General features: G+C 71.1%; 14 protein-coding genes and 1 pseudogene. 3 read left to right on the forward strand and 12 right to left on the reverse strand.

Annotated elements, in window-relative coordinates:
• The 3 genes and pseudogenes from GTY47_RS41270 to GTY47_RS28165 all read right to left on the reverse strand — a co-directional run.
• A pseudogene (locus GTY47_RS41270) lies at nucleotides 1-190 on the reverse strand (ABC transporter substrate-binding protein); the annotation flags it as partial.
• A gap of 79 nt (nucleotides 191-269) precedes the next feature.
• Nucleotides 270-2189: an AMP-dependent synthetase/ligase gene (locus GTY47_RS28160; RefSeq protein ID WP_010043375.1), complete on the reverse strand. Its 1920-nt coding sequence runs from the start codon at nucleotides 2187-2189 to the stop codon at nucleotides 270-272.
• Nucleotides 2190-2422: 233 nt separating this feature from the next.
• The gene (locus GTY47_RS28165; protein ID WP_010043377.1) at nucleotides 2423-3706 is read right to left on the reverse strand and encodes an acetyl-CoA C-acetyltransferase; all 1284 of its coding nucleotides are present in this window, start codon (nucleotides 3704-3706) and stop codon (nucleotides 2423-2425) included.
• Nucleotides 3707-3812: 106 nt separating this feature from the next.
• On the opposite strand from GTY47_RS28165, the gene GTY47_RS28170 reads away from it, so the two are divergent.
• Nucleotides 3813-5120 carry a 3-oxoacyl-ACP reductase gene (locus tag GTY47_RS28170; protein ID WP_010043379.1) on the forward strand — a complete coding sequence of 436 codons (1308 nt, stop codon included), beginning with the start codon at nucleotides 3813-3815 and terminating at the stop codon, nucleotides 5118-5120.
• Nucleotides 5120-5965 (forward strand): MaoC/PaaZ C-terminal domain-containing protein, encoded by an 846-nt coding sequence (locus tag GTY47_RS28175; RefSeq protein WP_010043381.1) that lies wholly within the window; start codon nucleotides 5120-5122, stop codon nucleotides 5963-5965. Before GTY47_RS28170 ends, GTY47_RS28175 begins: the two co-directional genes overlap by 1 nt.
• 47 nt (nucleotides 5966-6012) lie before the next feature.
• Here GTY47_RS28175 and GTY47_RS28180 read toward each other — a convergent pair whose 3' ends face one another.
• The 8 genes from GTY47_RS28180 to GTY47_RS28215 all read right to left on the reverse strand — a co-directional run bounded on the left by GTY47_RS28180 (nucleotide 6013) and on the right by GTY47_RS28215 (nucleotide 12469).
• The gene (locus tag GTY47_RS28180) at nucleotides 6013-6684 is read right to left on the reverse strand and encodes a TetR/AcrR family transcriptional regulator (RefSeq protein WP_010043383.1); all 672 of its coding nucleotides are present in this window, start codon (nucleotides 6682-6684) and stop codon (nucleotides 6013-6015) included.
• Nucleotides 6685-6758: 74 nt separating this feature from the next.
• On the reverse strand, nucleotides 6759-8078 hold the full coding sequence (locus tag GTY47_RS28185) for a dicarboxylate/amino acid:cation symporter (RefSeq protein ID WP_010043385.1): 1320 nt from the start codon (nucleotides 8076-8078) through the stop codon (nucleotides 6759-6761).
• Nucleotides 8079-8386: 308 nt separating this feature from the next.
• Complete coding sequence (locus tag GTY47_RS28190) at nucleotides 8387-8686, reverse strand: DUF4229 domain-containing protein (protein ID WP_010043388.1); 300 nt, start codon at nucleotides 8684-8686, stop codon at nucleotides 8387-8389.
• Between the two features lie 104 nt (nucleotides 8687-8790).
• Nucleotides 8791-9312 (reverse strand): GNAT family N-acetyltransferase, encoded by a 522-nt coding sequence (locus GTY47_RS28195; RefSeq protein ID WP_010043389.1) that lies wholly within the window; start codon nucleotides 9310-9312, stop codon nucleotides 8791-8793.
• 16 nt (nucleotides 9313-9328) lie between these two features.
• Nucleotides 9329-9979: a UdgX family uracil-DNA binding protein gene (locus GTY47_RS28200; RefSeq protein WP_029181417.1), complete on the reverse strand. Its 651-nt coding sequence runs from the start codon at nucleotides 9977-9979 to the stop codon at nucleotides 9329-9331.
• A 77-nt stretch (nucleotides 9980-10056) separates the two neighbouring features.
• A complete protein-coding gene (gene mqnE / locus GTY47_RS28205; RefSeq protein ID WP_010043393.1) occupies nucleotides 10057-11220 on the reverse strand; it encodes an aminofutalosine synthase MqnE in 1164 nt (387 codons plus the stop codon).
• Nucleotides 11221-11257: 37 nt separating this feature from the next.
• Nucleotides 11258-11713, reverse strand: a complete 456-nt coding sequence (locus GTY47_RS28210) for an Lrp/AsnC family transcriptional regulator (RefSeq protein ID WP_010043395.1) — start codon at nucleotides 11711-11713, stop codon at nucleotides 11258-11260.
• Nucleotides 11714-11782: 69 nt separating this feature from the next.
• Nucleotides 11783-12469, reverse strand: coding sequence for a UbiX family flavin prenyltransferase (locus GTY47_RS28215; RefSeq protein WP_050810281.1), 687 nt, complete (start codon nucleotides 12467-12469; stop codon nucleotides 11783-11785).
• Between the two features lie 91 nt (nucleotides 12470-12560).
• Between GTY47_RS28215 and GTY47_RS28220 the strand changes: the two genes are divergently transcribed.
• On the forward strand, nucleotides 12561-13163 hold the full coding sequence (locus tag GTY47_RS28220) for a rhomboid family intramembrane serine protease (protein ID WP_029181418.1): 603 nt from the start codon (nucleotides 12561-12563) through the stop codon (nucleotides 13161-13163).
• Here GTY47_RS28220 and GTY47_RS28225 read toward each other — a convergent pair.
• The gene (locus tag GTY47_RS28225) at nucleotides 13160-13480 is read right to left on the reverse strand and encodes a Uma2 family endonuclease (protein WP_324604462.1); all 321 of its coding nucleotides are present in this window, start codon (nucleotides 13478-13480) and stop codon (nucleotides 13160-13162) included. The two genes, GTY47_RS28220 and GTY47_RS28225, sit on opposite strands and share 4 nt — an antisense overlap.
• Nucleotides 13481-13584: the final 104 nt, after the last annotated feature.

Here is a 13584-nt window from a genome sequence, read left to right on the forward strand (position 1 = left end):
GGTCGGGCAGCAGCAGGCCCACCGTGATGTCGTTGCCCTTCTTCACGCTTGCGGAGTCGTCACTCCCGTCGCCGCACGCGGTGAGGGACAGGGCCGCTACGGAGACCGCCAGGGCTATGGAGAGGGGACGCACAGCGGACCGACGGGTGTTACGCGCTTTCACTGGTGGTGCCTTCCGATGGGGGAGCATCGCGACGCGGTGGCTGAAAGCCAACGGCCAGACGCCTTGCGACGTCAAGAACCCCGTGTGAAGAGATCGCAAAGGTGCCTCACCGCCTGTACAGACCCTCCACTTCTGCCGCGAAGGCGCGCATCACCGCCTCGCGGCGGAGCTTCATCGACGGCGTCAGATGGCCCGCTTCCTCGGAGAAGTCCTCGGGGAGGATCGCGAAGCGGCGGATGGACTCCGGGCGGGAGACCATCTTGTTGGCCTCGTCGACGGCGCGCTGGAGGACGGCGCGGAGCTCTTCGTCGTCGACGAGGAGTTTGGGCGGCACGGGGTGTTTGCCGTTCATCTGGCGCCAGTGGGTGATGCCGTCCGGGTCCAGGGTGATCAGGGCCGAGACGAAGGGACGGCCGTCGCCCACGACGATGCACTGGGAGATCAGCGGGTGGGAGCGCAGCCAGTTCTCCAGGGGCGCCGGGGCGACGCTCTTGCCGCCCGCCGTGATCAGCATTTCCTTCTTGCGGCCGGTGATCGTCAGGTAGCCCTCGTCGTCCAGTTCGCCGATGTCACCCGTGGCGAGCCAGCCGTCGGGGGCGGCGGGTACGACGCCACCGGCCTGGGGGTCCCAGTAGCCGCGCAGCACGTGGTCGCCGGCGAGGAGGATCTCGCCGTCGGCGGCGATGCGGACGCGGGTGCCGGGCAGGGGCCAGCCGACCGTGCCCAGGCGGGGTTTGAGGGGCGGGGTGACGGTCGACGCGCCCGTCGTCTCCGTCAGGCCGTAGCCCTCGAAGATCTCGATGCCGGCTCCGGCGTAGAACGCGGCGAGGCGGCGGCCCAGTGGTGAGCCGCCGCAGATGGCGTAGCGGACCCTGCCGCCCATGGCGTTGCGGATCCGGCGGTAGACCAGGGGGTCGTAGAAGACCCGGGCGGCTCTGAGGGCGCGGGAGGGGCCGGGGCCGGTGCCCGTCTGCTGGGCCTCCATCGCCTCGCCGTAGCGCCGCGCCACCGCCACCGCGCGGTCGAACGACGTCACCCGGCCGCCCGCCTCGGCCTTGGCCCGGGCCGAGTTGAAGACCTTCTCCAGCATGTACGGGATGGCGAGCAGACAGGTCGGCCGGAAGCTCGCCAGGTCCGGGAGCAGATTCTCCGCCTTGATGCTCGGCGCGTGGCCCAGCCGTACGCGGGCGCGGACGCAGGCGATCGCCACCATGCGCCCGAAGACGTGGGACATGGGCAGGAACAGCAGGACCGAGGCCTCTTCGCTGGTCCTGGCCTTGAAGACGGGGTAGAGGAGTTCGATCGCGTTGTCGACCTCGGCGAAGAAGTTGCCGTGGGTGAGCGCGCAGCCCTTGGGACGGCCCGTGGTGCCCGAGGTGTAGATGAGGGTGGCGAGGGTGTCGGGGCCCAGCATGCCGCGCCGCACCTCGACCTCCTGGTCGGAGAGGTGCGCGCCGGCTTCGACCAGCCGGTCGACGTGGCCCTTCTCCACGATCCACATGTGCCTGAGGTCGGGCAGGCGTTCGCGCTCCGGGCCGAGTGCGGCGGCCTGCCCGGAGAACTCGGTGACCAGGGCGACCGCGCCGGAGTCCTGGAGGATCCAGCGGGCCTGGAAGACGGAGGACGTGGGGTAGATGGGGACGGTGACCAGCCCGGCCGCCCAGGCCGCGAAGTCCAGAACGGTCCACTCGTAGATCGTGCGGGCCATCACCGCGATCCGGTCGCCGGGCATCAGTCCTTCGGCGATCAGTCCCTTCGCCACGGCCAGCACCTGGCCGGCGAACCGGGCCGCCGTGACGTCGCTCCAGCGCCCGTCGGCGTTCTTGCGGCTGAGCGCCACGGCGTCCGGGTTCGCGCTCGCGTTGTCGAACGGCAGGTCGGCGAGCGACCCGTGGGTCCACGGCGGCGCCAGCGGCGGTACGGACGCCTCCCGTACGACCCCGTCCAGCCGCCGCGTCTCGGGCTCGACGAGGACCGGTCCGCCGTACATGTCGCCGTAGGCGGAGGAGGGATGGGCAGTGGACACGGGGCGGCTCCTGGGGCGCGCAGCGAAAGGAACTGCTTGCTGCATGACGTACGTGCCTCGCACGCCGAGGCGCTCAACCGGTTGAACCCCCAGAAAGGGGTTACTGCCGGTAGGAACGGGATCGTACGGGCCTCACGTGGCGGGTTTGTGCGGGTTCGGGGATGGTCCGGAGCCAGGCCTGTGCATTCTCGGGGGTTACGTGAGGGTCCTTCAGGTTCGGTACGCCGTCGCTCTCAGGCCCGCTCCAGGATCGCCGTCACGCCCTGCCCGCCCGCCGCGCAGACCGAGATCAACCCGCGGGCGGGCGCGTCCCGTTCGGCGAGCAGCTTGGCCAGGGTCGCCACGATCCGGGCGCCGGTGGCGGCGAAGGGATGGCCGGTGGCGAGGGACGAGCCGGCGACGTTCAGCCGGGTGCGGTCCACCGTGCCCAGGCCCCGCTTCTCCCAGGCCGCGAGCGTCGCGAGCACCTGGGAGGCGAAGGCCTCGTGGATCTCCACCAGGTCGAAGTCGGCCAGGCCCAGTCCGGCCCGCTCCAGCATGCGCGGCACCGCGTACGCGGGTGCCATGAGCAGCCCGTCCTCGCCGCCCGCGATGTCTCCGCCGACGAAGTCGACGGCCGCCGTCTCGTACGCGGTGAGGTACGCCAGCGGCTCCAGGCCGCGTTCCCTCGCCCACTCCTCGCTCGCCAGCAGCACGGTCGCGGCCCCGTCGGTCAGCGGCGTCGAGTTCCCGGCCGTCATGGTCGGGTCGGGGTGGCCGAGGCCGAACACCGGCTTCAGGGAGGCGAGTTTCTCCACGGTCGAGCCGGGGCGCAGGTTCTGGTCGCGGGCCAGGCCGCGGAAGGGGACCACCAGGTCCTGGAAGAAGCCGCGTTCGTACGCCGCCGCCAGCCGCTGGTGACTGGCCGCCGCCAGTTCGTCCTGGGCTTCGCGGCCGATGCCCCAGGCGCGGGCCGTGACAGCGGCGTGTTCACCCATGGACAGGCCGGTGCGCGGCTCGGCGTTGCGCGGGACGTCGGGGACGAGGTGACCCGGGCGAACCTTCGCCAGGGCCTTCACGCGCTCGCCCAGCGACTTCGCCCGGCGCGCCTCCAGGAGGATGCGGCGCAGGGTGTCGTTGACGCCCAGGGGCGCGTCGCTCGCCGTGTCGGCGCCGCCCGCGACCGCCGACTCGGTCTGGCCGAGGGCGATCTTGTTGGCGGCGGCGATGACGGCCTGGAGTCCGGTGCCGCAGGCCTGCTGGATGTCGTAGGCGGGGGTGGTGGGGTGCAGACGCGAGCCGAGGACCGTCTCGCGGGCCAGGTTGAAGTCGCGGCTGTGCTTGAGGACCGCGCCGGCCACGAACTCGCCGACCGCGCCCGGCTCCTGGAGCCCGTACCGCTCGACCAGGCCGTCGAGGGCGGCGGTGAGCATCTGCTGGTTGGAGGCGGTGGCGTACGGGCCGTCGGAGCGGGCGAACGGGATGCGCGCTCCGCCGACGACCGCCACACGCCGCACCGACATCTTCTGGGGGCTCATCTCGACCCGCTCCTCGCCTGTGACGTAGCCTTACCTACGGTAACCTTACTCCAGAGTAAGCAGGGGTGGGTCTTCAGTGAGACGTCATCGGGAACTGGGAGTTGGAATGGCCGACCGCTATCTGCGCTTCACCGGTACCGCGCCCGGCCGATTCCTCACCCGCCGGCTCGGCCTGCCCCAGCCCGCGGCGCTGACCCGCTGGTCCCCCGAGCGGCCCGCCCTGGACGGCGGCCTGCTGCACCTCACCGCCGGCAGATCCGCCCTCGACCTGGCGCCGGTCCTCGCCCGTACGGGGATCGCCCCGGCCGGCTCCGACCGGGCGGCCGCCGTCGTCCTGGACGCGAGCGGGGTGCGGGACGTCGAGGGGCTGGCCGAGGTGCACGCGGCGCTGCACCCCGTCGTGCGGTCGATCGCCACGAGCGGACGCGTGGTCGTGCTCGGCGCGCCGCTCGACCCCGCCGACCATCACCAGGCCGCCGCCCAGCAGGCCCTGGAGGGCTTCACGCGCTCCCTGGGCAAGGAGATCGGCCGGGGCAGGACGGTGAACCTGGTCCGGCTCGGGGACGCGCACGCGGCCGAGTCCACCCTCCGCTTCCTGCTGTCGCCCAAGTCGGCTTACGTGAGTGGGCAGGTGATCGAGGTCGGGTCCGGCGACGAGCCCGCCACCCCCCTCGACCGGAACCGCCCCCTCGCCGGCCGCACCGCCCTGGTCACCGGTGCCGCGCGCGGCATCGGCGAGGCGGTCGCCGGGACACTCGCCCGGGACGGGGCCCGGGTCGTCGTCCTCGATGTGCCGCAGGCCGAGCGGGACGCCCGGCGCGTCGCCGACCGGCTCGGCGGCACCGCGCTGCTCCTCGACATCACGGCCGCCGACGCGGGCGCGCGGATCGCCGAGGCCCTGCCGGACGGCCTGGACCTGCTCATCCACAACGCGGGCATCACGCGGGACCGGCGACTGGTGAACATGCCCGCCGAGCGCTGGATCCCGGTGCTGGAGGTGAACCTGGCGAGCGTGCTGCGCACGACGGACGCGCTGCTGAAGGCCGGGACGCTGCACCGGGGCGGCCGGATCGTGGCGACCGCCTCGATCGCGGGCATCGCCGGCAACGCGGGCCAGACCAACTACGGGGCGAGCAAGGCGGGCATCGTCGGCCTGGTCCGCTCCCTCGCGCCGCGCGCGCTCGCCGAGCACGGGGTGACGGTCAACGCGGTCGCGCCGGGCTTCATCGAGACGAAGATGACGGCCGCCGTCCCGCTGTTCATCCGCGAGGCGGGCCGCCGCATGAACTCCCTCGCGCAGGGCGGTCTTCCGGTCGATGTCGCCGAGACCACCGCCTGGCTCGCGCACCCGGCCTCGGGCGCGGTCAACGGGCAGGTCGTGCGCGTATGCGGCCAGAGCCTGCTGGGGGCGTGATGACCGACGCCGCTCTCGTCCTCACCGGGTCCCCCTCCCTCGCCCCGCTCCTCGCGCGCGGCGCCCTGCTGTCCCCCTTCAAACGCCCGGCCCCCGACGCGGAGTTCCCGCGCACCCGTCTCGTCCTGCCCGGCCTGCGCGTCGACCTCGCCCGGCTGGCGGCGTACGAGCGGGTCTGCGGGTTCCCGACCGGGGAGGACGCGCTGCCGCTGACCTATCCGCACGTGCTGGGCTTCCCCCTGGCCATGCGGCTGATGAGCGGCCGGGACTTTCCGCTGCCGCTGCTGGGACTCGTCCACACGTCGATCACGATCACCCGGCACCGGGCGATGCCGGCCACCGGCGGCTACGAACTCACGGTGTACGTAGAGGGGCTGACGCCCCACCGGCGCGGCACGGAGGCGACGGTCGTCACCGAGGTGCGTGAGGACGGGGAGGTCGTATGGGAGTCGAGGAGCACCTACCTCGCCCGGCACCGCACGCGACGGCCCGCCGGGGCGCCCCGGGAGGAGGTGCGGAAGCCACTGCCGGCCGTCGCCGAGTGGCGGTTCGCCGAGGATGTGGGACGGCGGTACGCGGCGGCGTCCGGCGACCGCAACCCGATCCACCTCCACCCGCTCACCGCCCGCCTGTTCGGCTTTCCCCGGGCCATCGCCCACGGCATGTGGACCGTCGCCCGCTGCCTCGCCGCACACGGCACGCCGGACTCCTGTCACGTACGCGCGCACTTCCGGGCACCGGTCCTGCTGCCCGGGACGGTGACGTACGCGGCGGAGGACGGCCGGTTCGAACTGCGGAGCGGGGACGAGCGGGTGCACGTGACCGGGGACGTCTGCCCGGCGTGACGGCCGGGCCGGACCGTCGAGGGCCGCTGCCCGCCCCCGTCGCCGCCTCAGCTCCCGTCCGGCCCGGGCCCCGCCTGCTCCTCCGGCGGTGACCAGGGCCGCCCCGCCATGAGGTCGCCCAGGCCCGCCCAGGCGAAGTTCATCATCGTGGCCGCGGCCTGGCGGGCCGTGACGCCCGGGGTGGCGTTGGCCCAGGCGGCGAGCGACTCGGCGGCGCCGACCAGGGCCTCGGCGAGGCCGGCGACCTCCCGCTCCGGCAGGTCGGGATCGCGGTGTGCCTCGCGAGCGGCGGCGAGGATCAGCTGGGTCACGAACGCGACGATCTCCTCGCGCATCGCGGCGACTTCGGCCGCGAAGGGCTCGCCGTGCGTACGGGCCTGGAGGTGCAGTACCGACCAGGCGTCCGGGTGGCGCGCGGTGTGCTCGAAGAACGCGCCGAGCCCTTCCCAGAGTTGCCGGTCGGCGGGCAGATCGGGCCGGACACCGGCCCGTACCGCCTCGACGAGTGCCGTGGCCGCGCGGCGGATGCAGGCGGTGAAGAGGTCTTCCTTCGAGTTCAGGTACAGGTAGACCAACGGCTTGGACACGCCCGCGAGTTCGGCTATCTCGTCCATCGACGCGGCCATGTACCCGCGCTGTCCGAAGATCTGCACGGCGGCGTCCAGCATCTGCTGTTCACGGACCGCACGCGGCATCCGCTTGGTCTTCACGGCACCCATACCACTTAGCGTACGGTCCCCCGGACGGCCCTCGGCCGGGAAGCCGAAGAGGACCGGCCGGGGCCGTCGTCCCGTCAGGCCGCGGCGGTGACCCGCTGCTCGTCCAGGGAGTCCGAAGAGTCGGGGGAATCCAGGGAATCCAGGGATGAGCCGTCGGCCGTGGCGTAGGCCTCGCGGTCGAGGATGTTCTCGCGGGCGGAGACCAGGACCGGTATCAGGGCCTGGCCGGCCACGTTGGTCGCGGTGCGGACCATGTCGACGATCGGGTCGATCGCGAGGAGCAGGCCCACGCCCTCCATCGGCAGGCCGAGCGTGGAGAGGGTGAGGGTCAGCATGACGGTCGAGCCGGTCAGGCCGGCCGTGGCGGCGGAGCCGACCACCGAGACGAACGCGATCAGCAGGTAGTCGCCGATGCCCAGCCGCATGTCGAAGATCTGGGCGACGAAGATCGCGGCGATGGCCGGGTAGATCGCGGCGCAGCCGTCCATCTTCGTCGTCGCGCCGAAGGGCACCGCGAAGGACGCGTACTCGCGCGGCACGCCGAGCCGCTCGGTGACCCTCTGCGTCAGCGGCATCGTGCCCACGGACGAGCGGGAGACGAAGGCCAGCTGGATGGCGGGCCAGGCGCCCTTGAAGAACTGGAGCGGGCCGGTCTTGGCGACCGTGGCGAGGAGGGTGGGGTAGACCACGAACAGGACGATCGCGCAGCCGACGTAGATGTCGGCGGTGAACGTCGCGTACTTGCCGATCAGGTCCCAGCCGTAGGTGGCGATGGCGTGGCCGATGAGGCCGGCCGTGCCGATCGGGGCGAGCCGGATGACCCACCACAGCGCCTTCTGCAGCAGTTCGAGGACCGACTCGCTCAGGTTGAGGATCGGCTGCGCCTTCTCGCCCAGCTGGAGGGCGGCGACACCGGCGACGGCCGCCATGAAGACGATCTGGAGGACGTTCAGCTGCGTGAACGGCGTGATGACGTCCGTCGGCACGATGCCGGTCAGGAAGTCGATCCAGGAGCCGGTCTTCTCCGGCAGCTCCCCGTCCTTGGGCGTGAGCCCGGTACCGGCACCGGGGTTGGTGACCAGGCCGATGACCAGGCCGATGCTCACCGCGATCAGCGACGTGGCCATGAACCACAGGAGGGTGCGCGAGGCCAGGCGGGCCGCGTTGTTGACCTTCCGCAGGTTGGTGATCGAGACCAGGATCGCGAAGAAGACGAGCGGGGCGACGGCGAGCTTCAGCAGGCCGATGAAGGTGTCGCCGACCTTCTCCAGGGACGTGACCAGCCAGGACAGGTCCTGGCCGCGGGCGAGCCAGCCGAGCAGCACGCCCAGGACGAGACCGGCGGTTATCTGGGCCCAGAAGGGCACCTTGAAGGACTTCGTGCGTGAGGACACGGACGGGCTCCGTTGGGGGACGCGTAGGAACTGACGTGGGAGACGACGGGGGGTTGCGTGACGTCAGGGACGACAGGCAGCGGACGCGCACCGACAGAGATCCACGTGCAGGCGCGCCACGAGCACGACGCTCGAAGGCATGGGGGGCGCGACTGCTGACTTCATGACAACGACCTTAACACCTGAGCTTTGAGGACCCCAAAGCCTGCCTTTGACAGGCGGAGAGCCATACCCACTCGCACAACACAAAGCGCCCCGCTTCCGAACGTCCACGGAAGCGGGGCGCTGTACGCCCGTGTGAGGAGACCTCAGGAGGTCTGGCCCTGCGCCCGGGAGGTGTCGTCGGCGACGTCCTCCTGGCTGCGGTTGGCCTCCAGGTTGGCCTTCATCCGGTCCACCCGCTGCACGATCTGCACGGACGCCCGGTCCCGCTCCTTGCGCAGCACGACGAAGCTGATCGGCGCGGAGATCAGCAGGGCGAGCATGACGATCCACAGGCCGTTGCTGGCACCGAGGCCGCGCGGGGCGAGGCCGGAGTAGACGAGGCCCCAGACGACCACGAGGCAGCCTGCGAAGATCCCGAGGCGCATCAGCGTGTAGCGGAGCATCTCAATCCACTCTTCCGGTTCGAACGGCCAGAACGCACCCAAAGGGGCACCGTCCAGTGAAGCACGCCGGACCGTCGATCTTGCAGGGGGGTGCGAGCCGGGGTTCAGATGAGCGGCAGCAGCATGAAGACGTCGTCCCGGTCGTCGCCGGGCCCCACCCGGATCGCGCCGGGGACGCGGCCGACCTCCTTGTAGCCGCAGGACGCGTAGAAGCGCTCCAGACCGAGACCGCCCCGGCAGGTGAGGCGGATCGCCTCGAAGCCGAGGCCACGGGCCGCCTCCTCGGCGGCGGCGAGCAGGTCACGCCCGTAGCCCTTGCCCTGGTGACGCGGGTGCACCATCACCGTGTACAGCCACAGCCAGTGCGTCATCAGATGGTGCGTGTTGAACGTGAGAAACGCGGTCGCCGCGACCCGGCCCTCCTCGTCGTGCCCGGCGAGCAGTCTGGCCCGGCCCTCCGACATCGCCGCGAAGTGCCTCAGCAGCTCGGGGCGCACGTCCTCGCGCGTCACCGGCGGCACGAAGCCGACGGCTCCCCCGGCGTTGGAGACGTCGGTCCACAGATCGAGCAGGCCGTCGCGCAGGGCGGGGGTGACGGCGGGGTCGAGCGTGAAGGTAAGGGGCATAGGCCGATTGTAGCTATTACGAGAGTGCCTGCGCCGCCACCTTGAGGTCCGACAGCAGCCCCCGGTACGCCGCTTCCCGGTCGTCCGCCCGCAGCACCGACGACGGATGCACCGTCGGTACCAGCCGTTCCGGCCGGCCGTGGATCTCCTCCTCCAGCACCGTGCCCCGCACTTGCGTGACCCGGAAGGAGGACCCGAGCAGCGCCTTCCCGGCGGTGGCCCCGAGCACGACGATCAGCTCCGGCTCCACGACCGCGAGCTCGGCGGCCAGCCAGGGGCCGCAGGCGGTCATCTCACGCAGGTTGGGCGCCTTGTGGATCCGGCGCTTGCGGGGCTCGGCCTGGGTGAACTTGAAGTGCTTGACCGCGTTGGTGACGTAGGCCTCCGAGGGGTCGATGCCCGCCTCTTCCAGGGCCCGGTCCAGGAGCCGTCCGGCGGGCCCGACGAACGGCTTCCCCTGCCGGTCCTCCTGATCCCCGGGCTGCTCCCCCACGAGCATGACGCGAGCGTCCGTGTTCCCAGCCCCGAACACGGTCTGGGTGGCGTCCCGGTGCAGTGGACAGCCGCGACACCCGGCAGCGGCACGGCGCAGGGCGGGAAGCCCACCGCGATCTGGAACGAAGGGTTCTGCGGTGTAGGCGTCCTCAGGCGCCTTGGTGCTGACCATGCCCTCCGGGTACCCCACCCAGGGGCGCGGGGAACTGCGCGATCAGCCCCCACGACCCGCACCCGCCGACGAAGGAATCACACCCGCATCGGCTGCGGCGACTCCCGACGCTCCGGGTCGGGCCCGTCATACTCCCGAATGATCTCGTACCGCGTGTTCCGCTCCACCGGCCGGAACCCGGCATCGCGAATCAGATCCAGCAGATCCTCACGGGTCAGCTTGCTGGGCGTCCCGTAGTTGTCCGCGTCATGCGTGATCTTGTACTCGACGACGGACCCGTCCATGTCGTCCGCACCGTGCTGCAACGCCAGCTGCGCGGTCTGCACCCCGTGCATGACCCAGAAGACCTTGACGTGCGGCACGTTGTCGAACAGCAGCCGCGACACCGCGAAGGTCTTCAGCGCCTCCGCCCCGGTCGCCATCTGCGTCCGGGCCTGCAGCCGGTTACGAACCTTGCCGTCCTGCATGTCGACGAAGTCGTGCTGGTACCGCAGCGGGATGAAGACCTGGAAACCCCCGGTCTCGTCCTGGAGCTCACGCAGCCGCAGCACGTGATCCACCCGGTGCCGCGGCTCCTCGATGTGGCCGTACAGCATCGTGCAGGGGGTCTTCAGACCCTTCTCGTGCGCCAGCCGGTGAATCCGGGACCAGTCCTCCCAGTGGGTCCGGTGGTCCACGATGTGCTGCCGGACCTCCCAGTCGAAGATCTCCGCACCGCCACCGGTCAGCGACTCCAGCCCCGCGTCGATCAGCTCGTCCAGGATCTCGGACGCGCTCATCCCGGAGATGGTCTCGAAGTGGTGGATCTCGGTCGCCGTGAAGGCCTTCAGCGAGACGTGCGGCAGCGCGGCCTTCAGCTCCCGCAGCGAGCGCGGGTAGTAGCGCCACGGCAGGTTCGGGTGCAGCCCGTTGACGATGTGCAGCTCGGTGAGGTTCTCGCCCTCCATCGCCTTCGCGAGCTTGACGGCCTCCTCGATCCGCATCGTGTACGCGTCCTTCTCCCCCGGCTTGCGCTGGAAGGAGCAGTACGCGCAGGAGGCGGTGCACACGTTGGTCATGTTGAGGTGACGGTTGACGTTGAAGTGCACGACGTCGCCGTTCTTGCGCGTGCGCACCTCGTGGGCCAGGCCGCCGAGCCAGGCCAGGTCGTCCGACTCGTACAGCGCGATGCCGTCCTCACGGGTCAGGCGAACACCCGCCCTGACCTTCTCCTCCAGCTCGCGCTTGAGCCCGAGATCCATGCCCACACCTTTCATCGACGACGTCCCAACGGTACGACTACTCCTCTTCCGGCAGCTCCCCGACCCGGTTCTCCCACTTGGTGGAGAGCACGATCGTCGTACGCGTCCGCGAGACGCCCTTCGTGCCGCTGAGCCGCCGGATGATCTTCTCCAGGCCGTCCACGTCCGTCGCCCGCACCTTGAGCATGTACGAGTCGTCGCCCGCGATGAACCAGCAGTCCTCGATCTCCGAGAGGTCCCGCAGCCGCTGGGCCACGTCCTCGTGGTCGGTGGCGTCGGAGAGCGAGATGCCGATGAGGGCGGTGACACCGAGGCCGAGCGAGGCGGCGTCGACGGTGGCGCGGTAGCCGGTGATGACTCCGGCCGCCTCCAGCCGGTTGATGCGGTCGGTGACACTGGGTCCCGACAGCCCGACGAGGCGTCCCAGCTCTGCGTAGGAGGCCCGGCCGTTCTCCCTCAGGGCCTGGATGAGCTGCCTGTCCACCGCGTCCATTGCGATCGAAGCCTTCCGCTGAAGTTGTCTGAAAAGTCTGTGGTTGTGATGACGTACAGGGGGTGTGGCCTAGCCGGCGTGGTGTGCTCCGCCGCCGAGCTCACCTTGCCAACGGCGGTAGAGCCGGTGCGGCACGCCCGCCGCGTCGAGTACGCGTCCGGCGACGAAGTCCACCAGGTCCTGGATGTGCGTCGCGCCCGCGTAGAAGGCGGGTGAGGCGGGCACGACGGTCGCGCCCGCGTCGTCGAGGGTGACCAGGTGCCGCAGGGTCTGGCCGTTCAGCGGGGTTTCGCGTACGGCCACGACCAGGGGGCGGCGCTCCTTCAGGGTCACGCTCGCCGCCCGCTGCAACAGGTCCTTCGACAGTCCGAGCGCGACCCCGGCCACGCTCGCGGTCGAGGCGGGCACGATCAGCATGCCCTTGGTGGAGTACGAACCCGAGGAGGGACCGGCGGCCAGGTCGCCGGGGCTCCAGTGCCGCACGGCGTCGATGTCCACGGAGAACGTGCCGGGCTTGCCGTCGGCGCCCCGGGACAGCCATTCCCGCAGGTCGTCCTGCCAGTGGGCGTCCCGGAAGGAGATCCCGGTCTCGTCGAGCAGGGTGAGGCGGGAGGCTCGGGACACCACGAGGTCGACGCTCTCGCCGGCGGCGAGGAGGGCCCGCAGCACGGCAGCGGCATACGGGGTGCCGGAGGCGCCGGACACCCCTACGATCCAAGGCGTACGCGGTGTCTCGCCTGGCTTGACTGGGTTCACAACACCGAGCCTATCCGGCGTCGCAGGGTGGGAACCGGCCAAGGGGGGCGGGGCGTTCCCCGGAGGGGACGAGCGAACACTGGGGGTGTTCATGTCGGGAGTGGGAGGCGAGTGGTCGCGCGGCGACCGTGCGCTGGCCGCGGGCAAGCTCATGCTGGTCTGGATCGCGCTGCTGTGGCTGCTGGAAGTGGTGGACGTGCTCAGCGGCCACGCGCTGGACGGCCTCGGCGTCACGCCGCGCACCCCGTCCGAACTGGTCGACGTCGTGCCGTCGGCGTTCATCCACTTCGGCTTCGCCCATCTGGCCGCGAACACGGTGCCGCTGCTGGTCCTCGGCTTCCTCGCCGCGCTGGCGGGCCTGCGCCGTTTCCTGCTGGTCTGCGCGCTGATCGTGATCGCCGACGGCCTGGGCGTGTGGCTCATAGCCCCCGCGCACACCAACACGGCGGGCGCCTCCGGCCTGATCTTCGGCCTCTTCGGCTTCCTCCTGGTCAGCGGCTTCGTCGAGCGCCGCCCGCTGGGCGTCCTGGTCGGCATCCTGATCGCCGCGATCTGGGGCGGCTCGATCCTGGCGGGCCTGGCCCCCACCCAGACCGGCATCAGCTGGCAGGGCCACCTGCTGGGCCTCCTGGCGGGCGTGGCAGCGGCGTTCGTGTTCCGCCGGCCGGCAGCGAGCCGAGCGCTCGCGTCCTAGGAACGGGCCTTCGGGTCCACCGGGAGCCGGGCGGTGGGGATCGACAGCTTGCCGAGTGAGGAGTCGACGGCCAGTTCGGCGCCGTACGAGAGCGTGCCGCGGTCTCGGTAGCCGTCGGGGCCGGGGTTCCACATGGTCACGACGTGGCCCTTGAGCGGATCGAGCACGAGGTAGTTGGCAATACCCCGCGAGGCGTACCACCGGGGCTTCATCGCGTAGTCACGGCGGACACTTTCCGGGGACACCACCTCGGCGACGAGTTCGATCAGGTCGGCGGGGTACGCGCTGCGGTTCTCGGCCTCGGCCTCGGCCGGGATGACGGACCGGGTTCATCACGATGCTGCCCTCGACGATCTCCGTCAGGAAGCCGGGAAACATGTCCTCCAGCTTGCTGAGCTGCGAGTGCAGGCGGTCGATGCCC

This window comes from Streptomyces sp. SID5464, from assembly GCF_009862985.1.
Lineage (GTDB): Bacteria > Actinomycetota > Actinomycetes > Streptomycetales > Streptomycetaceae > Streptomyces > Streptomyces chartreusis_D.